General features: G+C 66.7%; 15 protein-coding genes. 4 read left to right on the plus strand and 11 right to left on the minus strand.

The window, feature by feature from the left end; all coding sequences use genetic code 11:
* Positions 1-3: 3 nt before the first annotated feature.
* The gene (locus JW805_01690; GenBank protein MBN2970728.1) at positions 4-927 is read right to left on the minus strand and encodes a LysR family transcriptional regulator; all 924 of its coding nucleotides are present in this window, start codon (positions 925-927) and stop codon (positions 4-6) included.
* A 51-nt stretch (positions 928-978) separates the two neighbouring features.
* Positions 979-2,697, minus strand: coding sequence for a BNR repeat-containing protein (locus JW805_01695; GenBank protein ID MBN2970729.1), 1,719 nt, complete (start codon positions 2,695-2,697; stop codon positions 979-981).
* A 194-nt stretch (positions 2,698-2,891) separates the two neighbouring features.
* Between JW805_01695 and JW805_01700 the strand changes: the two genes are divergently transcribed.
* Positions 2,892-4,073 (plus strand): glycoside hydrolase family 88 protein, encoded by a 1,182-nt coding sequence (locus JW805_01700; protein ID MBN2970730.1) that lies wholly within the window; start codon positions 2,892-2,894, stop codon positions 4,071-4,073.
* A 54-nt stretch (positions 4,074-4,127) separates the two neighbouring features.
* Entirely contained in the window at positions 4,128-7,370 is a 3,243-nt protein-coding gene (locus JW805_01705) for a DUF4981 domain-containing protein (GenBank protein MBN2970731.1), read from the plus strand.
* A 13-nt stretch (positions 7,371-7,383) separates the two neighbouring features.
* Here JW805_01705 and JW805_01710 read toward each other — a convergent pair whose 3' ends face one another.
* The 6 genes from JW805_01710 to JW805_01735 form a co-directional block, all read right to left on the minus strand.
* Positions 7,384-10,428 carry a DUF4981 domain-containing protein gene (locus JW805_01710; protein MBN2970732.1) on the minus strand — a complete coding sequence of 1,015 codons (3,045 nt, stop codon included), beginning with the start codon at positions 10,426-10,428 and terminating at the stop codon, positions 7,384-7,386.
* Between the two features lie 80 nt (positions 10,429-10,508).
* Complete coding sequence (locus JW805_01715; protein MBN2970733.1) at positions 10,509-11,930, minus strand: amino acid permease; 1,422 nt, start codon at positions 11,928-11,930, stop codon at positions 10,509-10,511.
* Between the two features lie 90 nt (positions 11,931-12,020).
* On the minus strand, positions 12,021-13,586 hold the full coding sequence (locus JW805_01720) for a family 43 glycosylhydrolase (GenBank protein ID MBN2970734.1): 1,566 nt from the start codon (positions 13,584-13,586) through the stop codon (positions 12,021-12,023).
* A gap of 1 nt (position 13,587) precedes the next feature.
* Positions 13,588-15,333, minus strand: a complete 1,746-nt coding sequence (locus tag JW805_01725) for a DUF885 family protein (GenBank protein MBN2970735.1) — start codon at positions 15,331-15,333, stop codon at positions 13,588-13,590.
* 20 nt (positions 15,334-15,353) lie between these two features.
* A complete protein-coding gene (locus tag JW805_01730) occupies positions 15,354-16,391 on the minus strand; it encodes an Ldh family oxidoreductase (GenBank protein ID MBN2970736.1) in 1,038 nt (345 codons plus the stop codon).
* Positions 16,388-18,766 (minus strand): glycoside hydrolase family 127 protein, encoded by a 2,379-nt coding sequence (locus JW805_01735; protein ID MBN2970737.1) that lies wholly within the window; start codon positions 18,764-18,766, stop codon positions 16,388-16,390. Before JW805_01735 ends, JW805_01730 begins: the two co-directional genes overlap by 4 nt.
* Positions 18,767-19,047: 281 nt before the next feature.
* Between JW805_01735 and JW805_01740 the strand changes: the two genes are divergently transcribed.
* Both JW805_01740 and JW805_01745 read left to right on the plus strand, forming a co-directional pair.
* Positions 19,048-21,804: a hypothetical protein gene (locus JW805_01740; GenBank protein ID MBN2970738.1), complete on the plus strand. Its 2,757-nt coding sequence runs from the start codon at positions 19,048-19,050 to the stop codon at positions 21,802-21,804.
* Between the two features lie 51 nt (positions 21,805-21,855).
* Positions 21,856-22,794 (plus strand): hypothetical protein, encoded by a 939-nt coding sequence (locus tag JW805_01745; protein MBN2970739.1) that lies wholly within the window; start codon positions 21,856-21,858, stop codon positions 22,792-22,794.
* A 33-nt stretch (positions 22,795-22,827) separates the two neighbouring features.
* Here JW805_01745 and JW805_01750 read toward each other — a convergent pair whose 3' ends face one another.
* The 3 genes from JW805_01750 to JW805_01760 form a co-directional block, all read right to left on the minus strand.
* Complete coding sequence (locus tag JW805_01750; GenBank protein MBN2970740.1) at positions 22,828-24,129, minus strand: MFS transporter; 1,302 nt, start codon at positions 24,127-24,129, stop codon at positions 22,828-22,830.
* Positions 24,130-24,313: 184 nt separating this feature from the next.
* A complete protein-coding gene (locus tag JW805_01755; GenBank protein MBN2970741.1) occupies positions 24,314-25,315 on the minus strand; it encodes a hypothetical protein in 1,002 nt (333 codons plus the stop codon).
* 175 nt (positions 25,316-25,490) lie between these two features.
* A complete protein-coding gene (locus JW805_01760) occupies positions 25,491-26,324 on the minus strand; it encodes a phytanoyl-CoA dioxygenase family protein (GenBank protein ID MBN2970742.1) in 834 nt (277 codons plus the stop codon).
* Between the last annotated feature and the right edge of the window lie 66 nt (positions 26,325-26,390).

The raw sequence follows: 26,390 nt of genomic DNA on the forward strand, positions 1-26,390 counted from the left end.
TCCTCAGTCCGCGGTCGTTCCATCGGGTCCGTTGGCGATGGTGCCGAACGCGTCGACCAGCCAGGCGATGCCGGCATCGTTGGCGCGGCTGAGGTGGAACTGAACGACCTCGCGCAGCGGGGGCATGTCGAACGGAAGCGGGCGCATGACCAGGTCGAAGGCGTCGGCGAAGGTTCTGGCGAGCCGCTCCTGCAGGACTGCGACGCGCAATGTGCCGGGCAGCATCAGCGGGACCCCGGAGAAGGTCGACGTCGTCACCTCGACCCGCCGCCGCTCGCGATAGGGCAGCAGATGCCGTTCGGCGAACGACAGCTCGCGCCCGGATCCGATGCTGACCGCGACATGGCCTAGCGAGAGGAACGCGTCCAAATCCATCGGCCGGGCCATGGCCGGATTGCCGCGCCAGCCCACGACGACGTGGTTTTCGGCGATCAGCGCACGAAACGGGTGCGATGGTGACGCATATTGTTCGGGCGTGACGATACAGTCGATCTCGCCTGCTTCGAACTGTGCGATGCTCAGCGGCCCGGTCGGGCCGACGTCGATACTGATCCGCGGCGCCGTCGCCTGCAACTGGCGCAGCAACGGCGCGATCAGAACGGTCTGGACATAATCGGACGCGCTGATGCGGAATCGTCGCTGCGACGACGCCGGATCGAAGGTCGACGACGTATCGACCAACAGATCGGCATGCGCGAGCAGATCGCGCGCAATGGGCCATAGCGACTCGGCATAGGCGGTCGGAATCATCGACCGGCCGATCGGCACCAGTAACTCGTCGTTGAAATAGTCGCGCAGCCGGGCCAGCGCCGCGCTGACTGCGGGCTGGCTGAGTTTCAACCGTTCGGCGGCGCGCGACACGCTGCGTTCCTGAAGCAGGATGTCGAGTGCGACGACCAGGTTGAGGTCGAGTCCCTTGAATCGCATCCCGCGTCTTCGATCATCATCGCGATCGGTTCAACCTTTCGCGCGGTCGCATCACCCCGGATCGACGCCGTCGCAGCGTGCGTCGTGCGGGGCGCCCGGCGGGCTGACGAAATAGAGCGTCGTCGGCTCGGTCAACGTCCGCGGCGCCTGGTCGCGGTTCGGGGGGCGGCTGGCCCAGGCGATGGCGCTGCCGCCGCATGCTGCCGTATTCAGGACCATGCCCGACGGCGGCGACAGGTCGGGACGAAGCGTGTCGGCCAGGGTGCGGGCAGGGCGTTCGGCGATCGGCGCGAGGGTCGCGTCGTCGACGACCAGATCGATCGCGCGGCCGTCACGGATGACGCGGGTCACCAGCTGGCCGCTCGCGCCGGGTCGCGCACCGAAGACGATCAGCCGGCTGGCGAGCGATCCGCCCCCACCGAAATCCCAGCGAAAGCCGCGCCAGCGGCTCGCCTGCGCGATCCGCCAGCCGCGCGCCTCGCGCCGGGCCAGGAAGATTTGCGTCGATCCGTCGGCGACGAATTTATGATAGGTGATGATCGGCCGCCCGGCGCGGTCGAATCCGATCACGCTGTTGTTGTTGATCATTCCTGCGCGCACCGGAACGGGATCGACGATCTCGCTGCTGTCCAGGCGTAGCGGCAGGTCGAGCGGGCGGCCGTCCGATCGCTGCCAGTGCATGAGGTCGTCGCTGACGGCATAGCTCAGGTCGTGATTGGTCGCGGCATCGGGCGTGTCGCGCCAGACCCAGGCGAGGTGGAACCGCCCGTCCGGCCCGGTGACGGGGCCAACGAAATAGGCGTTCCGCCGACCCTCCCCATCGGCCAGCGGCGTCGCCAGCAGCGGTCGCCAGCGACGGGTCGCGAGGTCGTAGGCCACGTAGATCTCGTTGCCGTTGCCGCTGCCGCCGTCGCGATACTTCAGGATCAGTGTGCCGTCGTGGCTGCGCAGGAAGACCGGGTAGGTCATGCGCCTCTCGCGCGCGGGATCGACCAGGGTCGCGATCCGGGTCAGCGTGCGCGGATCGCCCGCGCGGGTCGTGCGGAAATAGACGAGCGGATCGTTGTGCAGATTGGCGACGACATGGATCTGGCCATCGGCATCGATCGCTGCGGCGACATAATTATGGCTGTCCCACCCGGTCCAGCTGTCGAGCCGGTGATAGGTCCAGCCGCCCGATCGCGCGCGCACGGCGACACTCAGCTGGCGGTTGGCGTCGTAATAGGCGACGACGGTCCGCTGGGTGTCGGCCGCGATCGCGAAACCGACGGCGTGCGACGACCAGACGCGGTCGATCGCCTCGATTGTCCGGGCGGCCGGCGCCTGGGCCGTGGCGGCCGGCCCCAGAGTGGCAAGCGCGATCAGGCCAGATCCTATGGCGCCCTTCACCCTGTTCTCCCTTTTTCGCCGGGCGGACCCGGGGCTCAATAACGAACCGGATCGGCGGAATCGACCATCGCCCGGTCGCAGCCGATCGGGCAGGCCAGCCACGGGACGATGCCGGTCGTGACCGTCCCACGTCGGGCTGAGTTCGGGCGTCCAGTCGCGCTGCAGCTGTCCGAGCGCCACGCGGCTCAGCACAGGTGCGGCCATACGGCGCAACAGGTCGAGCATATAGGCCCGGTCTGTCTTCCCGTCGGGTCGCGCACCCACAGAAGAACCGCGTGCGCCGCGATCCCGCTGTGTGGTAGCCAACGCCCGTTCCGCAAGCGTCCAGCCCGCACCCGGCGCCAGCCCGCCGAGGAGCCCGCGGCGGGCCATCGCGCGCATTATCAGCGGCCGCCCCTGGCATGCGACGGCGGCGGCGCAGCGCTGCTGACAGTCATTCCAGGGTACCTCTCGCGACCGGCGCTGCCCGCCAATTAATATGTCAGTCAATTGACCGGGTTCAACATATATTTATATGATGACCTCCGACGGGGCGGCCCTTTTGCGGCGGCGGAGCGGTCCTGTTGGGCCATCACGTGACCATCGCCGCAATCCGTTCGGGACTGGGGAACGCCATCATGATCCTGCGCATGCTCCGCCTTGCCATTGGCATCGCGCTTTCGGTTCCGGTCGCTGTCAGCGCGCAAACCCCGCGCCGCCCGATCGACGCCGCGGTGCAGTTGGCCGACTGGCAATTGGCCCGCATGCGCGATGCCGACCACGTCAGCCGCGCCACCGGCGAGACCCGCAAACCCCGGGCGTGGGAGCAGGCGGTGTTCTGGGTCGGCATGACGGCGCTCGCCGATGCCGGCGCTCCGCCGCGCATCCGCCAGGCGATCTTCGATCAGGGGCGGGCGAACCGCTGGCTGCCGGGCGACAAGCCCTATTTCGCCGACGATCATGCAATCACCCAGAGCTATCTCTGGGCGGCGCGGAACGGCGCGGGGCCGGCTGCGCGCGCGCCGACCGTGGCTGCGTTCGACCGGGTGGTGGATACGCCCGCGGTCACGACGCTGGCCTTCGTCGTGCCGCCATCGGGTTACAGCAATACCGAATGCCTGACGCGCTGGTGCTGGTGCGACGCGCTGTTCATGGCGCCCCCGGCGCTGGTCGAACTGTCGCGCCAGACCGGCAACCCGAAATATCGTACCTTTGCGCTCAAGGAGTTCTGGGCGACGACCGATTTCCTGTTCGATCCGGTCGAGAAACTCTATTACCGCGACAGCCGCTTTTTCGACCGTCGCGACGAACGACAGCGCAAGCAATTCTGGTCGCGCGGCAATGGGTGGGTGTTCGCTGGCATGGCGCGGATCATCCCGCAACTGGCGCCGCAGAGCGCCGACCGAATTCGGATGGAGCGGCTGTTCAGGGACATGGCCGCCAAGCTCGCCGCGCTGCAGAAGCCGGACGGCTATTGGGCACCCTCGTTGCTGGCACCCGAAGCCGCACCGCCTGAATCCAGCGGGACCGCCTTCTACACCTATGGCATCGCGTGGGGCGTGAACGCCGGGCTGTTGCCGCGCGCGACATATGCGCCGGTCGCGCGCCGCGGCTGGGCCGCGCTCGAACGCGCGATCCGGCCGGATGGCCGTCTGGGTTGGGTTCAGCAGGTCAGCGATCGGCCGGAACAGGTGCATCCCGACGATACCCAATATTACGGCGTCGGCGCCTATCTGTTGGCGGCGACCGCGATGCAGCGGCTCGACGCCCGGCACTGACAGCGGGCCGTCGCGCCTATCCCTTCAAGCATGACGAAAAAGGAAACGCACAGCATGCGCGCAATTGCTTTGGCCGGTGTGGCGATGACAGTGCTCGCCACCGCCGTGGGGGCGCAGGACGCTCTGCGCATCGCGCCGGTCCAGATCGATCTGAGCCGACCGGAATGGGAGAACCCTGCGGTCAACGCGATCAACCGGCTGCCGGCGCGGGCAACCGGCTTCCCCTTCGAAAGTCGCGACAAGGCGCTGGCCGGTCACCGCACCCAATCGTCGCGCTTCCTGTCGCTGAACGGCGATTGGAAATTCGCCTTCTCGCCCAACGCGATCGACCTGCCGAAGGGCTTCGAGCGTCCCGACTATGACGTATCGGGCTGGAAGAGCATCAAGGTGCCGGCGATGTGGCAGGCGCAAGGGTATGACCAGGCGCGCTACAACAACATCACCTATCCGTTCCCGATGGACCGGCCCTTCATCCCGCACGCGGCCAACCCGGTCGGCTCCTATCGCCGCGACGTCACGTTGCCGGCGAACTGGACGGGACAGGACGTCATCCTGCACATCGGTGCGGCAGGGGCGGCCTATTATGTCTGGGTCAACGGCGAGAAGGTGGGTTACGCCGAGGATTCGAAACTGCCGAGCGAGTTCGACGTCACTCGTTACGTGAAGCCGGGCCGCAACACCGTCGCAATTCAGGTGTATCGCTGGGCGGACGGCAGCTATCTGGAGGACCAGGATTTCTGGCGCGTCTCGGGAATCGAGCGCGAGGTCTATCTGATGGCGGCGCCGGCCATGCGGGTGCGCGATTTCTTCGTGCACGCCGGGCTGGACGACAGCTATCGAACCGGAAAGCTGGCCGTCGACGTCGCGGTCACGCCGGGGGCGGCGACCACCGCGCGCTATGTCCTGCGCGACGGCGATCGCACCGTGGCCGAGGGGCGTGCCGCGGTGCCGGCGGGCAAGGCCGAGCGCAGCGTCACGCTGACCGGTACGGTGCCCGGCGTGCGGCCATGGACCGCGGAAACGCCTAACCTCTACATGCTGCTGGTCGAGCTCTACGACGCGAAGGGGGTGATCCTGCAATCGACCTACAGCCGCATCGGCTTTCGCACCGTCGAGATGAAGAACGGCCTGGTGTCGGTCAACGGCCGCCCCATCACCATCCGCGGGGTCAACCGCCACGAACATGATCCCGAGACGTTCCACGTCGTCAGCCGCGAATCGATGGAACGAGATATCCGGCTGATGAAGCAGGCGAACGTCAACGCCATCCGGACGTCGCACTATCCCAACGATCCATATCTCTACGAACTCGCCGACCGCTACGGTCTGTACGTGATGGACGAGGCGAATATCGAGAGCCACGCGTACATGGACTATGCCAACCGCCGCCCCCGGCAGCGCGGTGAAATCCAGGTCGGGTTCGACCCGGCGTGGAAGACGGCGCATGTCGAGCGCGTCACCAACATGGTGGAGCGCGACAAGAACCATCCGTCGGTGATCTTCTGGTCGTCGGGGAACGAGGCCGGGATCGGCCCGTCCTTCGCCGCCGCGGCGAAAGCGGCCAAGACGCGCGATCCGGGACGCCTGATCAGCTACCTCGGCTGGGGGACGTGGGACGGCATTTCGGACCACCGCCCGAACTGGTACGCCGACATCTATGCGCCGATGTACGATCCGGCGGTCAAACTGTCGGACTATGCGAAGAACTGGAATTTCCAGCAGCCGCTGATCCAGTGCGAATATGCGCACATGATGGGCAATTCGGGCGGCAATCTGAAGGAATATTGGGACACCATCTACGCGCACCCCGACAAGTTGCAGGGCGGCTTCATCTGGGATTGGGTCGACCAATCGATGTACCGTTACACGAAGGACGGCACGCGTTACTGGGGGGACGGTGGCGAATATGGGCCGAACCCGGGCGGGGACATCGAGTTCGGTGACGGCGTGCTCCAGGCCGATCGGACACCCAATCCGGCCTTCTACGAAATGCGCAAGGTCTATGCCCCGGTGCAGTTCGATGGCTTCGATCCCGCCACCGGCCGGCTGACGGTGCGCAACCGGCACGATTTCGCGACGCTGGCCGGGTATGATTTCGACTGGGAGCTTCTGGAGGACGGCGTGCCGGTCGCGACGGGCACGCTTCCGGGCATGACGACGGGCGCGCGGTCGGCGGATACGATCACGCTACCCCTGTCCGGCGCACCGCGTCGTCCCGGTGCCGAATATTTCGTCACCATTCGCGCGCGCGCCAAGGCCGATGCAGTGCCGCTGGTTGCCGGGGGAACCGTGATCGGCTGGGAACAGTTCGCGCTGGAGCCGGCCACGATGCCCGCCCGCGTCGCATCCGGCGGAGCCGTGCGCGTGGCGCAATCCGACGACGCGATTACCCTGTCCGCGGGCGAGGCGGCGCTGGCGGTCGATCGGCGCACCGGGCTGATCGCGCGCTACACGGTCCAGGGGCGTGCGCTGGCGTCGGGCGGCGCACCGCATTTCTGGCGCGCGGTGACCGACAACGACCTGGGCGTAGGATCGGCGCGCCTGATCGCGCCGTGGAAGGCGATGAGCGAAACGCGCGCCGTCCGGTCGGTAACCAGCCGTGCGATCGACGGCGGCGGCGCGGAGATCCGGGTCGAATATGGGCTGGGCGACAATGCCGCGACCTTTACCACGACCTACACAATGGCCGGCGACGGATCGGTCGACGTGGCGGGCGCGCTGACGCCGATCAAGCCGGACCTGCCGCCACCGTTCCGGATCGGCCTGGCGTTCGACATGCCGACCGACATCACGACCGTCGAATGGTATGGCCGCGGCCCGCACGAAAGCTATGTCGATCGCAAGACATCCGCTCCGATCGGATTGTGGCGCGGGGCGATCGCGGCGCAGAATCACGATTACATCCGTCCGCAGGAAACCGGCAACAAGGTCGACGTGCGCTGGATGGAGTTGTCCGGCGCCGGGCGCGGCCTGCGCGTGCAGGGCGACCGCCCACTGATGATGAACGCGCTCGCCTTCCCCTACGAGGATCTAGACCGCAAGACACCGGGGACGTGGAAGTCGAGCGACGTGAAACCGCATGGGCACGTCACGTTGCTGGTCGACGCCGCGCAATGGGGTGTCGGGGGCGATACCCAGTGGAGCGATTTCGGCAAGCCGTTGCCCGCCTATCGCACCAAGGCGGAGGCGACGCGCGTGACGTTCCGGCTGGCACCGTTCGCAGGGGAGGGGACGAAGCCCGCGCGGGCCCGGCCAGCCCAGGCGACCGGGTCGCTGCGCGCCGAAATCGGGTCGTGACGCCGTGCCTGCGTCACGGCGCGCCGATCGTGAAGGCGTAGGTCAGCCGACGTACGGGGACCCGGTATTTCATGTGCGGGCGACCATCGATGTTCCAGCCGGTGTCGCCGCCGACGCCGGCTTGAGCGGCATCGACTAGCAGGGTGCCCTGTCCCGTCGGCGTACGGGGCGTCAGAGCCGCGGAATAGGGTAGCACATTGACCGACAAGGGCTGCACGCCGGTAATCCGTACTCCGGGCACGCCCGCACCGTTGAGGTCGATCCAGCGCACATCCTGTTTCGCGCCGCTCTCCTGAGGTCGGGCATACGCGTGGATCTGGTCGGCCAGCGCCCCCTGCCATACGGCGATCAGCGCGCCGCTCTTGCGATCCGCGTAGGTTTCCTGCGGGCCGCGACCGAACCAGCGGACGCGGTCGAGCGTGCCGGGGGCGGCAAAAGCGAGCCCGACGCGTAACGGATCGGGCAGGTCGTCGCGCACGGGATCGAACGCGACGTCGGCGCGCGCCGTACCGTCGGCGGCCATCGTCCACCGCGTGACCATGGTCACCGCCCCGACGCCCATGGTGTGGTGCACCACGATCGCATTGCCGTCGATCGCAACCCCGTCGGTGCGGCGCTGTTCGGAGAAGGTCTTCCACATCGCATGGCTTTTGGCCACGCCGGCGCCCATGTCGTTGTCGGTCAGCGCGCGCCAGAAATTGGGCGCTCCCCCGCTCAGCAGCGTCGTCCCCGCGCGCGCATAGCGCCGGACGAGCCCGGTGGCCGTGTCGATCTCCAGCACCGCGCCGCCTGCCGACAGGCGCAGCACGTCGCCGTCGCGGCGCGGCGCGATGGTTCCGGTGGGTGCCGACACCGCCCGCGGCGGCGACAGGGCGAATTGCGTCGCGCCGACGACGTGCCCGGCCGGAACCAGCGGGATCGCCCCGGCCCTGGCGCGGGCGCGCAGGACCAACGTGCGCTCGGCCGCGACATCCCTCTGCGGCGGGAGGGGCAGGTCGAGCGGGGCAGTCTCCCCCGGCGCGACCGCCGGCGTCGGTACCGCGCCCGACGCGACCGGCACACCGTCTTCCATCACCGCCCAGTCGAGCGTGAAGCGTGACAGATCGATATGGTCGTGTCGGTTGACGACGGCGTAGCCCGACGGCGTTCGGTCGAACGCGATCGGCGCCTGGACCGCCGCCAGTTCGTAATATTCCGGGTCGGGGGTGCGATCCGATCCGACCACGCCATCGCCGACCGGGCTGTCATCGCCGCCTTTGTTCTCGAAATCGGGACCCTGCGCCAGGAATTCGCGGCCGTCGGCGCCCTTCTTCAGGACGGTCTGGTCGACCCAATCCCAGACGAACCCGCCCTGCAGCTTGGGATAGCGGCGGAACACGTCCCAATAATCGCGGAAATTGCCCAGGCTGTTGCCCATCGCATGGGCATATTCGCTCATGATCAGCGGCTGTGGGAATTCGGGCCGTACCGCATAGTCGGCGATTTTGACGACATCGTCGTACATCGGCGCGAAGATATCAACATAGGCGTTCGTCGGATGCCGCCATCCGCTCATGCTGTAGCCGAGGAAACTGATCAGCCGCGTCGGGTCGCGCTGGCGCACCCAGGCCGCCGCCGCTTCGAAGCTGGTGCCGACGCCGGTTTCGTTGCCCAGCGACCAGAAGATGACCGACGGATGGTTCTTGTCGCGTTCGACCATGCGCTGCACGCGGTCGAGATGCGCGGCGCGCCATTCGGGCTTATAGCCCAGCAAATTGCCCTTCTCGTCGCCGGTCTGCTGCGCGACGCTCAGGTAGCCATGGCTTTCGATATTGGCCTCGTCCATGATGTACAGGCCATATTCGTCGGCAAGCTCGTACCAGCGCGGGTCGTTGGGATAATGCGATGTCCGCACGGCGTTGATGTTGGCGCGCTTCATCAATTCGATGTCGCGGCGCATCGTGGCTTCTGAGACGATGTGGAAGGTGCGCGGATCATGTTCATGGCGGTTGACGCCGCGGATCATGATGCGACGGCCGTTCACCCGCACTTCGCCGCACGTCACTTCGACGTTACGGAAGCCGATGCGGCGGCTGGTCGCCTCGATCAGCCGGCCGTCGGGAGCGATCAGCTCGACCAGCAGCGTGTAGAGATTGGGATCCTCCGCACTCCACGCACGCACCGCCGGCAGGACGGCATCGAGCCGCGCGCTGCTGCCAGCCACGGGCGCCTCGCGAGCCAAGAGCGTGGTGCGGCCGTCGAGGATGGTTGCCCGGACACGCGCGCCGGGGGCCGCATCCTGTGTCGCGACGGTCAGTGCCAGTTGCCCGTCGCGCCATGCGTTCTGCAATCCGGCGCGCACGTCCAGGTCGCGAATGCGGCTGCGCGGCGCAGCGTAAAGCGTCACGCTGCGTTCGATGCCGTTGACCCGCCAGAAATCCTGGTCCTCGAGATAACTGCCATCGGCGTAGCGATAGAGTTCGATCGCGATGCTGTTGCGCCCGGGCTTGGCCGCGGCGGTGATGTCGAACTCGGCCGGCAGCTTCGAATCCTCGGAATAGCCGATCCGCTGTCCGTTGACCCACAGGTAATAGGCCGCGCCCGCCGCGCCGATCGTCAGCATCAGGCGCCGGCCTGCGAAATGCGCCGGCACGGTGAAGTCGCGGCGGTACGATCCGACCTCGTTCAGACTATGGTCGATCCATGGCTGGTTGCGCGGAAAGGGGTAACCGCTGCCGACGAACACCGGCCCGCCATAGCCGTGCGCCTGCAACATGCCCGGCACGGTCATCGTCCCCCAGCCCGAGACGTCGTAATCGCTGCGATAGAAATCCTTCGGTCGCGTCTCCGGCGTCGGAGATAATTTGAAGCGCCATTCGCCGTCGAGCGACAGATGATAGCGTGAACGGCGAACGTCGCGCGACAGGGCGCCGGCGCGCGTCTCGAACCCGTCGAAGGTGGCGCGCATCGGCTCCGCCCCCTCCCGGATGACCTCCGGTCGCTCCCATTCGGCAGGCGACGTCGTCTGGGCCTGGGTGGATCCGGCCAGCATCAGCGCCAGCAAAGTCCGCATCGTCATGACATTCTCCACAAGCCGCCGCGCAGGGCAGGGGCCGGATCGCTATGATCTCAATCGAAGGCGCGTACGGGCGGCGACCGTCACGCGCCGGCCGCTACGGTGCCGCGCCCGGCCAGGCTGCGCGCGCGGCCATAGGCGAAGTACAGGACTACCCCGATCACGTTCCACGCCAGGAAGCGCACCAGCGTATGACCAGGCAGGCTCACCAGCAGGTATATGCAGCCGAGGATTGCCAGCGTGCCCACCAGATAGGGCGCGGGACAACGGAACACGCGGACCAGGTCGGGCGCCCGGCGGCGCAGGATCATCATGCACGCCGCCACCGCAATGAATGCCAGCAGCGTACCCGCATTGGCGAGCTCGGCGATCTCGTCCAGCCGGAAGAAGCCGGCGACCGCCGCGACGAAGATGCCGGTGACGATCGTGACCGTCGTCGGGCTGCCCGTGGTCTTCGACACCCGGCTGAGGCTGCGCGGCAGCAGGCCGTCGCGTGACATAACGAAGAAGATACGGCTCTGGCCGTACATCATCACCAGGATGACCGACGGCAACGCGATGAGCGCGGCCAAACCGATTGCCCAGGCGGCCAGCGGATGGTCCAGCGATCGCAGGACGAACGCCAGCGGTTCGGCCGACTTGCCGAGGTCGATGTAGCTGACCGCGCCGATCGCGGCGACCGCCACGCCCATATAGATGATCGTGCAGGCCGCCATTGATCCGACGATGCCGATCGTCAGGTCGCGGCGTGGGTTCTTCGCTTCTTCCGCCGAGGTCGCGACCGCGTCGAAACCGTAAAAGGCGAAGAACACGATCGCCGCCGCCGCCATCACACCGCGCGTCGCGCCATTCTGTTCGTGGCTGCCGAAGCCGTAGGGCATGAACGGTTCGAAATTGCCGCCGGAGAAGGCCGGCAATGCCAGCGCGACGAACAGCACCAGCGCGGTCATCTTGATGACGACGAGGATGATGTTGAACGTCGCACTCTCACGCGTGCCCGCCGCCAGCATGGCCGCAATCGCCAGAGCGACGATGACGGCCGGCAGGTTGATGATCCCGCCGCCGTGCGGGCCGGACAGAAGGGCTGCCGGCAGGTCGATGCCGGCGGCCTGGACCCACCCGACCAGATACGCCGACCAGCCGACCGCGACGGTCGAACAGGCGAGCGAATATTCGAGGATCAGGCTCCACCCCACGATCCAGGCAACGCTCTCGCCGATTACCGAATAGCTGTACGTATAGGCGCTGCCCGCAGTCGGGATCAGCGTTGCCATTTCGGCATAGGCCAGCGCGGCGCAGGCGCAGACCGCGCCGGCGATGGCGAAGGACAGGATGACCGCCGGTCCCGCGCGATCGGCGCCGACCCCGGTTAGCGTATAGATGCCGGTACCCACGATCGCTCCGATGCCGAGCGCGATCAGGTGCGGCCAGCTGAGCGTCTTGCGTAGCGCGCGGTCGGGGTCATGCCGCCCCGCAGTGTCGATCGGCTTCAGCGGCCCGAGCAATCCTTGTGTCACGTCCCATGTCCCCCCAGAGCATCAGGCCGTTGTCGGTAATTCGACGGCTTTCCCGTGCTGATCATTCGCTATGCGACGTTATCTGCAGGCAGCGACCACGCCGTCTCCGGCCGGTGACGCCGGCCGGGCAGCGGTCGGGGCGAGCACCTGCCATTCCTGTACCGCGACCGCGGCGTTGGTGCCGTTCGCCTGCGACGCGTCGAACGTCGCGCGCAGGCACCGGGTCGTCACCGGCTTGAACCGCGTGTCCTGATATTGCCCCGGGGTCGTGGCATAGCCCGACGGGTCGGCAACCGGTCGCCAGGCCTTCGCGGGATCGTCCCAATATTCGATCCGCCAGCTTTTCGGCGGCGCCACGCCGACGCCCGATCCCGCCGGCTGGTCCGCGAAGAAGAAGATGCGCGAGCCGTTGACCGTCACCGGCTTGGGCCAGCGATATTCGATCCAGCTCTGGGCCGGCATCTGACCGTTCCAATTCCCCCACATGTCGGGCGGCAGCGGGGCGGTCTTCACGACGCCGTTGTTCAACGCCTTGATCCAATATTGCAGCGGGACCGGCTCGTTGGAGGCAGCGACGGAGGCGGCGCTCGCGATGTTGCGCGTCGGGACCGGCGCAGGCCGCGGCGCGCGGGTCGGTGTCACCAGCTTGATCCGGGCCGGGCTGACGCTGTCATCCCATTCGACGCGGTCGAGCGCGACCGATCGGCGGAAATGCCCGCCCTCTGCGCCGTCGGCGGTGTGATAGGCCAGGTACCACTGGCCCTTGAACTCGACGATCCCCGAATGCGACGTGGTCGACGACACCGGCTTCAGGATCACGCCGCGATAGGTCCACGGTCCCATCGGCGACGATGCGGTGCTATAGGCGATGCACGCGTGATAGACCGCTGGCGTGCAGGCCGATGTCGGCCCGGCGTTGTTGGCGGCGTAGATCAGGTAATAGGTCCCCTTGCGCTTGGTCAGCCAGGGCGCCTCGAAGAAGCCGTCGACGCCGGTGATGCGCTTCTGTTCGCCCCGCGTCGTCACCATGTCGCGCTCGAGCTCGATCGCACGCATTTGGCCGAAAGTGCCCCAGTAGAGGTACACGCGGCCGTCATCATCGACCAGCACGGTCGGATCGATGTTCTGGATGTCGTTCGGCTGCGGCGTCAGCTGCGAGACGATCGGGCCGGAGGGATGCGCGTCCTTCCACGGACCGAGCGGCGAGTCCGCCACCGCGACGCCGATCGAGAACGGATCCTTGGCGGCGCTGTCGCGCTGATGGATCGGTGCGTAAAGGTAGAAGCGGCCGTCCGGACCTTTGACGATCTGGCTGCCATAGGCGCGACCCGGCGTGGCCCAGGCAAAGATCGTCTCCGGCCGCGCGATGTTGGGGTAATGCGTCCACCGGCCCTTCGCGGGATCCTTGGTCGACAGCAGCTGCCATTCGTTCATGATGAAGTCGTTGACGCCGTCCGGCGCCTCGTCCCGCCCCGCAAGGATCCACAGCGTGTCGCCGTCGACCAGCGGTGCCGGATCCGTCGAATAATAGCGGCCGTCCGACAGGATCGGATTGCCCTTGGCGATGATCGTCTCGGGCTTTTGCGCGGAGGCGGTGACCGACAGCGCAAAGAGGCTCGCCGCGAGGGTCAGGCCAAATCTCATCTCATTCCTCCGTGGGATAGGGGCCGCGACCGCCCTCGGCGATCAGGCGGTCGATGCGGCGATCGATTTCGGGCAGGGGCACCGACCCGAGCGCAAGGACCGCATCGTGAAAGGCGCGGATGTTGAACTTCGGACCAAGCGCCGTTTCAGCACGCGCACGGGCCTTCTGGATGGCGAGCTGTCCCATGTAATAGCTGAGCGCCTGGCCCGGCCACGCGATATAGCGATCGACCTCGGTCGTGATCTCGTGATCGGCGAGTGCGCTGTTGTCTCGCAGGTATTCCTGCGCCTGTTCGCGCGTCCAGCCCTGGCTGTGGAGGCCGGTGTCGACGACCAGCCGGGCCGCGCGCCATCCCTGGTAGCTGAGCATGCCGAACAGCTCATAGGGTGTCGCGTACATCCCCATGTCCTCGCCCAGCGCCTCCGAATAAAGCGCCCAGCCTTCGCCGTAAGCGGACAGATAGGCGTCGCGGCGGAACGCGGGCAGCGCAGTGTTCTCGGCAGCCAGCGGCATCTGCATCGCATGGCCCGGCGCACTTTCGTGCAGCGTCAGCGCGGGCAGCGAATAGAGCGGGCGGGCCGGCAGATTATAGGTGTTGACCAGATAGATGCCGGGCCCGCCGCGCCCGCCGGTATAGAAGGGGGCGAGGTCATCGGGCACCGGTCGAATGGCGAACCGACTGCGCGGCAGCCGCCCGAACCAGTTTGCTGCCTTTCCATCGAAGGTTTTGGCCAACCACGCGGCGCGGTTGAGCAAATCCTGCGGCGTCTTGGCGTAGAATTGCGGATCCGTGCGCAGGAAGGTCAGAAAGGCCGGCAGATCGCCCTTGAAACCGACTTGCGTCATGACGTCCTGCATCCGCGCGCGGATTTTGGCGACTTCGGCCAGGCCGATCGCATGGATCTGGTCAGGCGTCAGGTCGAGTGTCGTGAACTCGCGGATCTTCGACTGATAATAGGCGCGTCCGTCGGGGAGCGCATAGGCGGCGAGCGTGGTGCGCGCGCCTGGAATATATTCGTCGCGAAGGAAGCTGCGCAGCGCGACATGCGCCGGAACGACCGCGTCGCGGATCGCGGCTGCACCCTCGGCGCGCAACGCCGCCTGCGTCGCAGCCGGAATGGCCGCGGGCATCGTTGCAAAGGGCGTGTAGAACGGCGAGGCTTCGGGTGTCGACGCTTCCGCCACCTGCGCAACACCGATGTCGCGCCCCTTGAGCGTGATCGCTGGCGGCGTGAAGCCCCGCCGCAGCCCAGCCCGCATGTTGGCGGTCTGCTGCGCGAAATAGCGCGGTATATCGCGCATCATCGCGATGTAGTTGCGATAATCCGCTTCGGTCCGGAACGTGCCGCGGGACCAGTCGAGAACCTCGCCCCAGAAGCTGGTGTCCGAATTCAGCGGCTTTTCAAATTCGCGGTACCGTTGCTCGGCGAGCAGGGCGTCGATCTGGCCCTTGTACACGGCGTAATCGATCTGGGCGTCGGCGCTGAGTGTCGCAGGCTTGATCGTGGCGAGCTGGCGCGACACCGCGGTCCAGCGCGCCAGCCGCGCGGACTGGGCCGCCGGGCCGACGTTGGGCAGGCGCGCCGCGGCGGTCGCGGGGCGATCTTCCGATGGGGCCTGCTGCGCCAGCCGCCAGCTGTATTCCGCTTCATAGATCGATTTGAACCGCGCGTCGGCGGTCGTCGCCGTGGCGCGGTGCTGCGCGCTGGTCGGCGGCGCAATCGCCACCGCAGCGATGGCCGCCATCATGATCAAACCGCGTTGCTTCATTCGCTCCCGCCCCCGTCCAACGCCATGATGTCGGCATAGAGCGCTGCGGGTATGACGACCCCCTCGCGCAGGCTGACGTCGCGCGCGGCATAGCGCCGGTCCGACGGCAGTCGGGCACCCTGCGCGGTAATCGCGTCGAACATCGACTCCGCCCGGGCCAGATGCCGGTCGACGTCGCCGCCCAGAAACCCGGCTGGATCGATCGCGATGATCAGTTCGCCGCCGATCGGCGAGCCGCCGCGGCCGGCGTCCTTGGCGATCGATTCGGCCGACGTCATCTCGCCGATCAGCGGCCCGGCCATCAGCTCGACCATCGCCGCCAGCGCCGATCCCTTGTGCCCGCCGAACGTCCGCATCGCGCCGTCGAGCACCGCCGCGGCGTCGGTCGTCGCTCGCCCGTCGGCATCATAGCCCCAGTCATCGGGCACGGCTTTGCCGGCACGACGGTGCAGTTCGATCTCGCCGCGCGCGACAGCACTCGTCGCAAAGTCGAAGACGAACGGCGTCCGCCCCGGGCGGGGCCAGCCGAAGGCGATCGGGTTGGTGCCGAAAACGGGCTTCGTGCCGCCCGCGGGCGCGACCCAGGCATGGCTGGGCGTCATCGCCAGTGCGACCAGCCCGTCGCCTGCCAGCGCCTCCACCTCTGGCCACAGCGCCGCAAAGTGGACGACATTGGTGATGGCCAGCGCAGCGATGCCGTGGTGCCTGGCGCGTTTGACCAGCACCGGCCGGGCCAGGTCGAACGCCAACTGGGCGAAGCCACCCCGGCCGTCGACCCGGATGATGCCGGGCGTGGAATCTTCCAGCACGGGATCGCCATCGGGCGAAACCACGCCGGCGGCAATGCTGCGCGTGGCGACCAGCAGGCGGTAGACGCCATGGCTCGCACATCCGTCCCGTTCTCCGGCGACGATGGTCTCCGCTACCGCGTTGGCATGGGCCTCGGCCAGACCGGCGCGACGCAGCACCCGCCGTGCCAGCGTGCGTACGGCGTCGAGCGTCAGGCGCACGCCGTCCGGCGCGGCGCTCGTCATGCGGTCGGCGTGGTTGCGGCCGTGAACAGGCGCACCCCGAACACCGGGCCGGCGCTGCTGCGGTCGTGCGGCACGAAGCGGACGCGGACGCTGGACTTGCCCTTGGTCAGTGCCTCGGGCAGCGGATATTCGACGTCGATGAACTTGCCCGGCTTGTCGCCGTTCAGCCGTTGCGTCGCCACCTTCACATTGTCGACCAGGATGTCGAACGCACGACCACGTTCGTCGCCCCAATAGGTCGCCTGCAGGATCAGCGGACCCGGCTTCACCTTCATCGAGAATTCGAAATAGCCGCCCGATCGCGCGTCGCGCCCGTTGCGTCCGCGATAACTGGCGGGGAAGGAGATGTCGGAGGTCAGGTTATGATCGCGCTCGGGCTGCATCTCGCCCAGGAACATGACATCGACCGACCGCGCCGCGATATCCTTCATCCGCGCCTGTTCGGCGAGGAACGCAGCCTCCTCCGCCTTCCAGCCGGCGTCGGTGAAACGGCGGAAATAGGTCGCGCTGCGGCGGTTGTACTGGCGGTAGAAGGGTACGAAGTTGAGGTCGCCGGGGCGGACAACGCCCTTCGTGGCATAGATGGCGCGACCGGGATCGGTCGGCGTGAAGGCGGCCAGGACGTCGGCGCCGACGACCGCCGGATCGACCCCCTCCCACTTGTCTTCGGCCGAACCGAGGTCGCCTGCCAGCACCAGCGGCCCGCGCAGGAAGGCGATGACGTTGTCGTTGCCCGGCGTCGCCTCGGTCCGCAGTTCAAGCGGCAGAGTGATCGCGACCGTGTCGCCTGCCTTCCAGCGACGCGTGACGATGGCGTAGCCGCGCTCGACCACCGGCTGTACTGGTGCGCCGTTGACCGTCACTACGGCCTTGCCCGACGCCCAGCCGGGGACGCGCAGCGCGATCGGGAAGCGGCCCGGCTTGCCGAGCGCCGCCAGCGTCAATCGCGATTCGCCTTCGAACGGGTATTGGGTGTCGAGCGTGACCTTCGCCTTGCGCGCAGCCCAGGTCGCGTCGACCGGCACGTACAGATTGACGATCAGCGTGCCGTCGCCTTCCCAGAGGACGGAATCGCCGTGCTTGGCATGGCTTTCCATTCCCGACCCGACGCAGCACCAGAACGCGTCGTCGTCGACTGTCGAATAGCCGCGCGTCGTGCCGCTCATCATCGGCGTCATGTACGTGAAGCCGCCGGTCTTGGGATCCTGCGCCGACATGACGTGGTTCAGGTGCGCGCGCTCGTAATAGTCGAACAGCGCGCCGTCCGGCTGCCACGAATAGAGGTGCCGGGCGAGCTTCAGCATGTTGTAGGTGTTGCAATGCTCGCAGGTCGACTCGGTGATATGGTCGGCGACGGTGTCGGGCTTCGAGAAATACTCGCGGTCCGAATTGCCGCCGATGACGTAGCTGTGATGCTGCGTCACCGTGTCGAAGAAGAAGCGTGCGGCCTTCGCCGGCGCGGGCTTGCCGGTCACCTCGTGGATGCGCGCGAGGCCGATCAGCTTGGGCACCTGCGTGTTGGCATGGAAATTGGCCAGCTTGTCCTCGCCCGCGACGAGCGGATCGAGCACGCGGTTGTCGTAGATGCGCTCGGCGACCGTTAGCCAACGGCGGTCGCCGGTTCGCTGATACAGCTCGGCGAAGCTTTCGTTCAGTCCGCCATATTCGCAGCCGAGCAGCTTCTGCATCTGTTCGTCGTCGAGCGCGGCGAAGGTTTTTTCAAAATAGCCGCCCAAGCCGGTCAGGACGGCCAGCGCCTTCGGGTTGCCCCAGGCGCCGTGAACATCGAGCAGGCCGGCGAACAGCTTGTGGACGGTGTACAGCGGTGACCAGGATCCGTTGAGGTCGAACCCGCCCGACCGGATGTCGCCCTTCATGACTTCGGGGAAGATCTGCTCGCCGTCGACGATCGTCCCGTCCTTGAGCTTGCGTCCCAGCCCGCCGACATAGCCGTTGCCGCGCTTGGCCTGCGCCTCGGCCAGTTCGTCGACGATGTAATCGGCTCGCCGCCGCATTTCGGTGTCGCCGGTCTGCTGATAGGTAAGGACCAGCGCCGTCATATAGTGGCCCAGCGTGTGGCCAGAGATCGTGTCGCTTTCCCATCCGCCATAGATCGGCGCCTTGGGCTCTAGCCCGGCATATTTGCGGAAGTTGTGGAGCAGCCGGTCGGGCTGGAGCCGATGGAGATAGCTGCGGTTGACCTCGACCGCGGTCGCATAGTCGGACGGGCGTAGCCGGACGTCGGACAGCGGCAGCGGACGGGCCTTTGCGGGAAGGGTGGTCGACGATGCAGCCGCCGCGATCCGGGGTGCGCTGGCCAGCACCGCCATGGCGGCGGCGCCCTGCATCAAGCCACGACGGGTGCTGCTGATCATTCCACTCTCCTAATATCGTATACGATCATATCAGGCGAATGAGGCGCGTCAATCGTCGAAGTCGTACCGTTGACGAAGCAGAACGGTCCGCAAGCATTTGAACCGTGACAGGCGATGTGCACGAGGGGGCTGACCGGAGCGGCGCGGTTCCGACCCAACCATCGCACTTTTCGCTTGCGGGTGATATCGTATACGATCAATCTATGTCCCGGCGCCGTCGATCTGCGCAAGCTTTGTTCGAGCCGACGCCAGCGTTTCAATGCCGTGATCGTGAGGCCCCCATGTCCAGCTTTTCCGCCAACCGCCTGCTCGGCATCGCCTTGTCTTTCGGGGCGCTCACGGTCAGCGGTGCGGTCGCGACCGTCGGTTGGAGCCAGGAGCAGCCCAAGACGAAGCCCTCCTATCCGCCGATCCAGACCGTGCGGCACGACGTCGGTGCACTGCGGGTCGATCTGCGTCGCGATACCGGAACCGTCGCGCGCCTGTCCCCGGCGGGCGAAGCAAATTTCGATTTCACCCCCAGCGGGCGTGAGGCGGAGCGGCAGGGCGATGGCTACGTCCACCTGGGCGACATCAATATCCGTCTGCGCACGCCCGGCGGCGAGTGGCAGGATTTCGCATCGTCGCGTGCGCGGCGCCCGATCCGCGCCCTGCCGGTTGCGCGGGGCGAGTTCGCCGCTGCGGACATCACGGCGTCGCTCGGGAACATCCCACTGTCGGTGGAGCGCCGCTGGGCCAACGTCGGCAGTGCGCTGGTGATGCGCTTCACGCTCACGAACCGCGGCACGGCCCCGGTCGAGGTCGGCGGGCTGGGCATGCCGATGGTGTTCGACAACATTCTGATCGACCGCAATCTGGAGACGGCGCACACCCAGGCGAGCTTCGTCGATCCCTATATCGGCCGGGACGCCGGCTATCTGCAGGTGACCCGGCTGAACGGCAAGGGCTCGGCGCTGCTGGTCCTGCCAGAGAAGGGCACGCCGCTCGAGGCCTATCGCCCGATCCTGCAGGATAGCTGGGCGCCGAAAGGCGATGTCTTTACCGACAAGTCGCCGCGCGGGCAGGTGTCGGAGGGCTTCTACGACTGGACGGTCGCCAGCAAAGGCTTTGCCGAAAAGGAATGGAAGAACGCGGGCGAACAGTGGAACACGCCCACCAGCTTCACCTTGGCGCCCGGTGCCAGCCGGACGGTGGGGGTCCGTTTCGTCCAGTCGCCGTCTATCCGCAAGATCGAGGATACGCTGGCGGCGCAGGGCCGGCCGGTCGCGGTGGGCTTCCCCGGCTATGTCGTGCCGACCGACCAGCCGGCCAACCTGTTCTTGAAAAGCCCGCAGGCGGTGCGGTCGATCGACGTCTTCCCGGCGAATGCTCTGCAGGTCACTCCGGCCGGGTCGGTCAAGGACTGGCGGCGCTATACCGTCAGCGGCAGCAGCTTCGGCCGGGCGCGGGTGTCGATTACCTATGCCGACGGCAGCGTGCAGACGGTCAGCTATTTCGTGACACGCCCGCTCGACCAGACGATGGCCGCGCTCGGCCGTTTTTCGACGACGAAACAGTTCTTAGACGACCCCGCCGACCCGTTCAAGCGTGCGCCTGCGATCCTGACCTATGACCGCGACGCGGACAAAATCGTGACGCAGGAACCGCGCGTCTGGATCGCCGGCATGAGCGACGAGGGCGGCGGCGGCGCCTGGGTCGCAGCGATTATGAAGCAGCTCGACAACCCCGTGGCGGAGGAAGTCGCCAAGCTCGAGCGCGTGGTCAACGAAACCGTCGTCGGCAAGCTGCAGATCGCCGACGGCCCGCAGGCCGGTGCGGTCAGGAAAAGCCTGTTCTTCTACGAGCCCAAGGATTTCCCGGACTATTACGACCCCAAGACCAACTGGAAGTCGTGGACGTCATGGGATCGCAAGCATTCCGAGGACCTGGGCCGCGCATATAATTATCCGCACGTCGCGATCGGGCACTGGGTCCTCTATCGCCTTGCCCGTAATCACGTCGGGCTGGTCAAGACCCAGTCGTGGCGCTGGTATCTCGACCATGCGTATCAGACGGTCGTCGCGATGATGCGGGATGCGCCTTATTACACCCGCTTCGGCCTGATGGAGGGCGACGTGTTCGTCGACATCTTGAAGGATCTGAAGCGCGAAGGGATGACGGCCGAAGCAACCACCATGGAGGCGCTGATGAAAAGTCGCGCCGACCTGTGGAAGACCGAGGCCTATCCGTTCGGCAGCGAGATGCCGTGGGATTCGACCGGGCAGGCCGAGGTCTATGCGTGGATGCGCTATTTCGGTCACCAGCCGCAGGCTGATATGACACGCGAGGTCATCCTGGCCTATGATCCGACCGTCCCCAACTGGGGGTATAACGGCAACGCCCGACGCTATTGGGACTTCCTCTATGGGGGCAAGGTGCCGCGGATCGAGCGGCAGATCCACCATTACGGCTCCACGCTGAACGCGGTGCCGCTGTTCGACGCGTTCCGCCGGAATCCCGACGACCTTCACCTGCTGCGCGTCGCGTACGGCGGCATGATGGGCGGCATCACCAACATCGACGAAAACGGCTTTTCGTCGGCGGCCTTCCATTCCGCGCCCGACATGATGACCTGGGACAGCTATACCGGCGATTACGGGATGGGCTTCTACGGCCATGCGCTGACCGCAGCGACCTATGTGGTCAAGCACCCGACGTTCGGCTGGCTCGGCTTCGGCGGCCCGTTGAGCGAGAGCGCGGGCAGCGTGACCGTCACGCCGCGCGACGGTGCGCGAACCCGGCTGTTCGTCGCCCCCGCCGGCGCGTGGATCACGCTCGAGGCCGGACGGATCGCGTCGGCAACCTATACGCCGGCGACCGGCCGCATCGCGCTGACGCTCGACCCGGCGACCGTCACCACGCCTCAGGCGCGCGTGTCGGTCGAGCAGACCCGGTCCACGGGACGCCCCTATGCGATCGACACCGGTCGCGCCGAACGCGGTGCCCATGTGGTCCGCCTGGGTGCCACGCCGACGACGGTCGTGCTGACGCCGCGCTGAGGCGCGGGACAGCGTGGCCGACTGAGCCCTTTAGATCTGGATTCGAACGACATGATTTTCCCGCGATTCACGGACGCGAAACAGGGGCGGCGCGGGCAGGGGCGGGCGCTGCAGGCCGTGGCCGGTGCGGCGCTGCTCGCAAGCGTGGCGGCATGCACCCAACCGATCGCCCCGCCACCGCCTGCCATGGCGCTGGCGCCTTTCTACCGCCAGTATCTCGACGCCCGCGGCATTCCGGTCACCGGGTCGGACAAGGTGTCGCCAGACGCGCTGCGGCGCGCGCGCGACATCATAGTCGAAATGCTCGCCTATCGCCCGGACATTCGCGCGGCCCTGACCCAGCATCGCTATCGCGTCGCGATCATGGCCGAATCGGAAGGCACCACCGATCTGCCCGAACAGGCTGATTGGAAGAAGCCGACGCGCGAGGATCCTGTCCTGACCTATTGCGAGCGTAAGCTTTACGACGAGCGGATCGGACGGCTGACCGACCGCGAATATTGGAACGGCCGCGCGCGCGGGATGGGCGGCGAGCTGACCAGCGGGGCGGAGGAGAACATTCTCGCCAAGCCCCGGACGCGCTATTTCGGCGAGAACATTTTCGTCCACGAATTCTCGCACGCGATCATGAGCGGGATCGAGACGGCAGATCCCGAACTCTTCCGCCTGATCAACACCCGCTACGCCGAGGCGAAGGCCAAGGGGATGTGGAAGGGCGAATATGCCGAGACGACCGCGGCGGAATATTGGGCGGAAGGCACGCAATTCTGGTTCAATTCGAACCGTCTGGCGGTGATCGATGGCCGACGCATTCTGTCGCACGAGGATCTGAGGGCCTATGATCCGGCGCTGTATGATCTGCTCGCACGCGTCTATGGCCAGCGGCATCGTTTGCGCGCCGACGCCTTCTACAATCACCCTGCGCGCGTTCCGCCGGGCTTCGAGCCCAACGCACCGGGGCCGCCGAAATCGACCGCGGAGAAGTGCTGAACCGCCGCGTTTGATGGGCGCGAGCGAAGGGCTTCAATCCTCGACGATCGCACTGTGCTGGCGCGTGTCGCGCATGCGGGTATAGACAATCAGCGACACCGCGATCATCGCCGTCACATACCAGTAGAAGCCACGCTCCCACCCGGCGTTCTTGAAGCTGAGCGCGACATATTCGGCCGTCCCGCCGAACAGGGTATTGGCGAGGGCATAGGGCAGCGCGACGCCCAGCGCGCGAATGTGCGCGGGGAACAGCTCGGCCTTCACCACTGCGTTGATCGACGTATAGCCGGTGACGATGACGAGGCCGCCGAGCACCAGGAAGAATGCGGTCGTCGGATCGCGTGTCGTCTCCAGCGTCGCGAACAGCGGATAGGTGCACAGCACGCCCAGCACGCCGAACCCGATCAGCAGCGGCTTGCGCCCGATCCGGTCGCTCAGCGCGCCGGCGAGGGGCTGGAGCAGCATGAAGATGAACAGCGTGCCGCCGTTGATCCGCGCGGCGACTTCGCGGCTGAGCCCGGTCGTGTTGACCAGGAATTTCTGCATGTAGATCGAGTAGGCGTAGAAGGCGAGCGTGCCCCCCGCGGTCAGCAGCATCACCGTCATCGCTTCGCGCGGGTGGTGCTTGAATAACGCGAACATGCCGGATTTTGGCGCGTCGGTGGACTTGGCGTTCTTGAAGCTCTCGGTTTCGGCGAGGCCGCGGCGGATCCAGAACACGACGACCGCCAGGACGGCGCCGATGGCGAACGGGATGCGCCAGCCCCAGGCCTCCAACGCCGCCTCCGACATCGTGCTCTGAAGCAGCAGCAGCACGCCGATCGCGGTCAGCTGGCCGCCGATCAGCGTGACATATTGGAACGACGAGAAGAAACCGCGGCGGTCCTTGCCCGCCATTTCCGACAGATAGGTCGCGCTCGCCCCATATTCGCCACCGACCGACAGGCCCTGCATCAGTCGCGCGAGGACGAGTATCGCCGGTGCCAGCAGCCCGACCGACGGATATGTCGGCGCGACGGCGATCAGCAGCGATCCGGCACACATCAGCGTCACCGACAGGGCGAGACCACTCTTGCGCCCCTTGCGGTCGGCATAGATGCCCATGATCCACGCGCCCAGCGGGCGCATGAAGAACCCGACCGCGAACACCGCTGCCGCCCCGAGCAACTGGGCGGTCGGATTGTCCGAGGGAAAGAAGTGCGGCGCGAAATAGAGCGTGAACGCCGCATAGGCATACCAGTCATACCATTCGACCAGATTGCCGGTCGATCCGCCGACGATCGCCTTGAGACGATCGCGCGAGATCGGGGCGGATGGGGCGTCGGAAATGCTCATGCCTGGCTGCCGATCGTTTCTGAACGACCGGGGAATAGCCGCAAGCGCGCCGCCGCGGAATAGTGGGGGTCGGGACAACCGCCTCGCGGCTTGCGTTTCAGATGTGACTCGCAAGCACTCAGCGATGGCTAGCGCGCGGCCATGGGACTCGACGGGATGCGGACGGCCAAAGCGTGGCAAGCCCCTATAGCGCGGCGATCGCGCGGGCGAGCGGGGCGATCTCGGCTTTGGTCTGGTTCCAGGAGATGACAAGCCGCGCCTCGCCGACGCCCCAGTCGTAGAAATCGAAACCCAGCGCGCGGAGCGACGCCGCTTCTTCGGCCGTGACGCGCAAGAAGACCTCGTTCGCCTCGACCGGATAGACCAGCCGGTCGCCCGCCGCTTGCGCCAGCAACCGGGCGCCGGCGTTGGCGGCGCGGCCGTTCTCCAGCCACAGCCCCCCCTCCAGCATCGCCAGCAGCTGTGCCGCAAGGTAGCGCCCCTTCGAGAAGAGCAACCCCGCACGCTTGCGCCGGTAGAGGATCGGGGCGGCCAGTTCGGGGCGGAAGAACACCAGAGCCTCGGCCGACATGCCGCCGTTCTTCACGCATCCGAACGACAGCGCATCGACACCGGCGCGCCACGTCACGTCGGCGGGCGAACAGCCGAGATGCGCGATCGCATTGGCGAAGCGCGCGCCGTCCATGTGCAGGCCCCAGCCCTTCGCGCGGGCGAGATCGCCGATCGCGGCGACGTCGGCCGGCGTGTACGCCAGGCCATATTCGGTCGCATTGGTGATCGACACGGCATGGGGCTGGACCTGGTGGACGTCGGGGCGGATCGCATCGGTCACGCCAAGGATCGCCTCGGGGGTCAGCTTCGCGCCCGGACCGTCGGCCAGCAGCAGCTTGGCGCCATGGGTGTAAAATTCGGGCGCACCCGCCTCATCGACCTGGATATGCGCGTCGCGGTGGCAGACGATGCCGCCATGGGGCGGGCAAAGCGCGGTCAGCGCCAGACAATTTGCCGCGGTTCCGGTCGGCACCCACAGCACGCGCACCGGCGTTTCGAACAGGTCGCTGAACGCGCCGTCGAGCTGCTGCGACCAGCGATCGCCATCATAGGCGGTGTCGAGCACGTTGGCGGCGGCCATCGCGTCGAGGACGGCTGGGTGCACCGGGGCGGCATTGTCGGAAAAGAAGCGCATGGGCTTTGCCCAAGCGGGCGAGCGGTTGAAAATCAAGGGTTTTCAATACTCCCCTGCAAGGGGAAGTGGCGCGCGAAAGCGCGTCGGAGGGGTCTCGCCCCATCCGGATAGCTGGACACCCCTCCGTCATGCCTGCGGCCTGCCACCTCCCCTTGCAGGGGGGGCTTACGGGGCGTCACACGTAATGCGGCTCACGGTCGTTCGGCAGGTTTTCGTAATGGACAATCGCCGGTTCGGGCCCGAGCGGCACCGGCCGACTCTTTCGGAACGCCCATTCGCCGCGGTCGCAATCGCCTGCGCGGACATAGCCGTTGATGTACAGACGGCGCATATGCCGCTCGACGTTGCGGCCCGAGGCGTGGACCAGGAACGGGTTCCAGAAGGCGACATCGCCCGGCTCGAGCACCAGATCGATGACGTCGGCGGTGCCATAGCCGATCTTCGCCAGCGCCGCGTCGTCCATCGCGCGGCCTAGCACGTCGGCATCGACGTCGAGATCGACGTCGCCCAGCAGATGGCTGCCCGGAACGAAGCGCATGCAGCCCGAGGACGGCGTGTGCGGATCGATGGCGAGGCCCGTCTGGACATAGGAGGTCCCGAGGTTGCGATAGGCGTGATCGGGCTTGCGGAAGCGCGAGTCCTGATGCCACGCGAAGTCGCCGCTGCCGTTCGGCTCCTTCCAATGGACCTGGTTGATGATCTGCTTCACGTCGTGGCCGATCAGCGGCGCCAGGATCTGTGCGAACCGCGGGTCGAGCCGTACCGCGTTCATCACCGGCTGGTGGTACGAGGGCCATTGCGCCATCCGTACCTTGGGCGCGCCGTCGTTACCGGGCGCGACGTTGTAGAAAAGATTGCCGTGTCGCCAGCTCGCGCCGAGCGTCGTGCCCTCCCGCCAAAGCTGGTCGGTCGCGGTGGAGAGTTGCGCGATCTCGGCAGGGGTGAACACGCGGCGAACGACGACGAAGCCGTCGCGGGCGTAGGTTTCTGCAAACGATTCCCGGCTCATGGGAACGGTTACCTAGCAGGAAATCATGTCGAAGGCGTGACCGCTGGATTTCGGTTTTGTCATGTT

This window comes from Roseomonas aeriglobus (assembly GCA_016937575.1).
GTDB lineage: Bacteria > Pseudomonadota > Alphaproteobacteria > Sphingomonadales > Sphingomonadaceae > Sphingomonas > Sphingomonas aerigloba.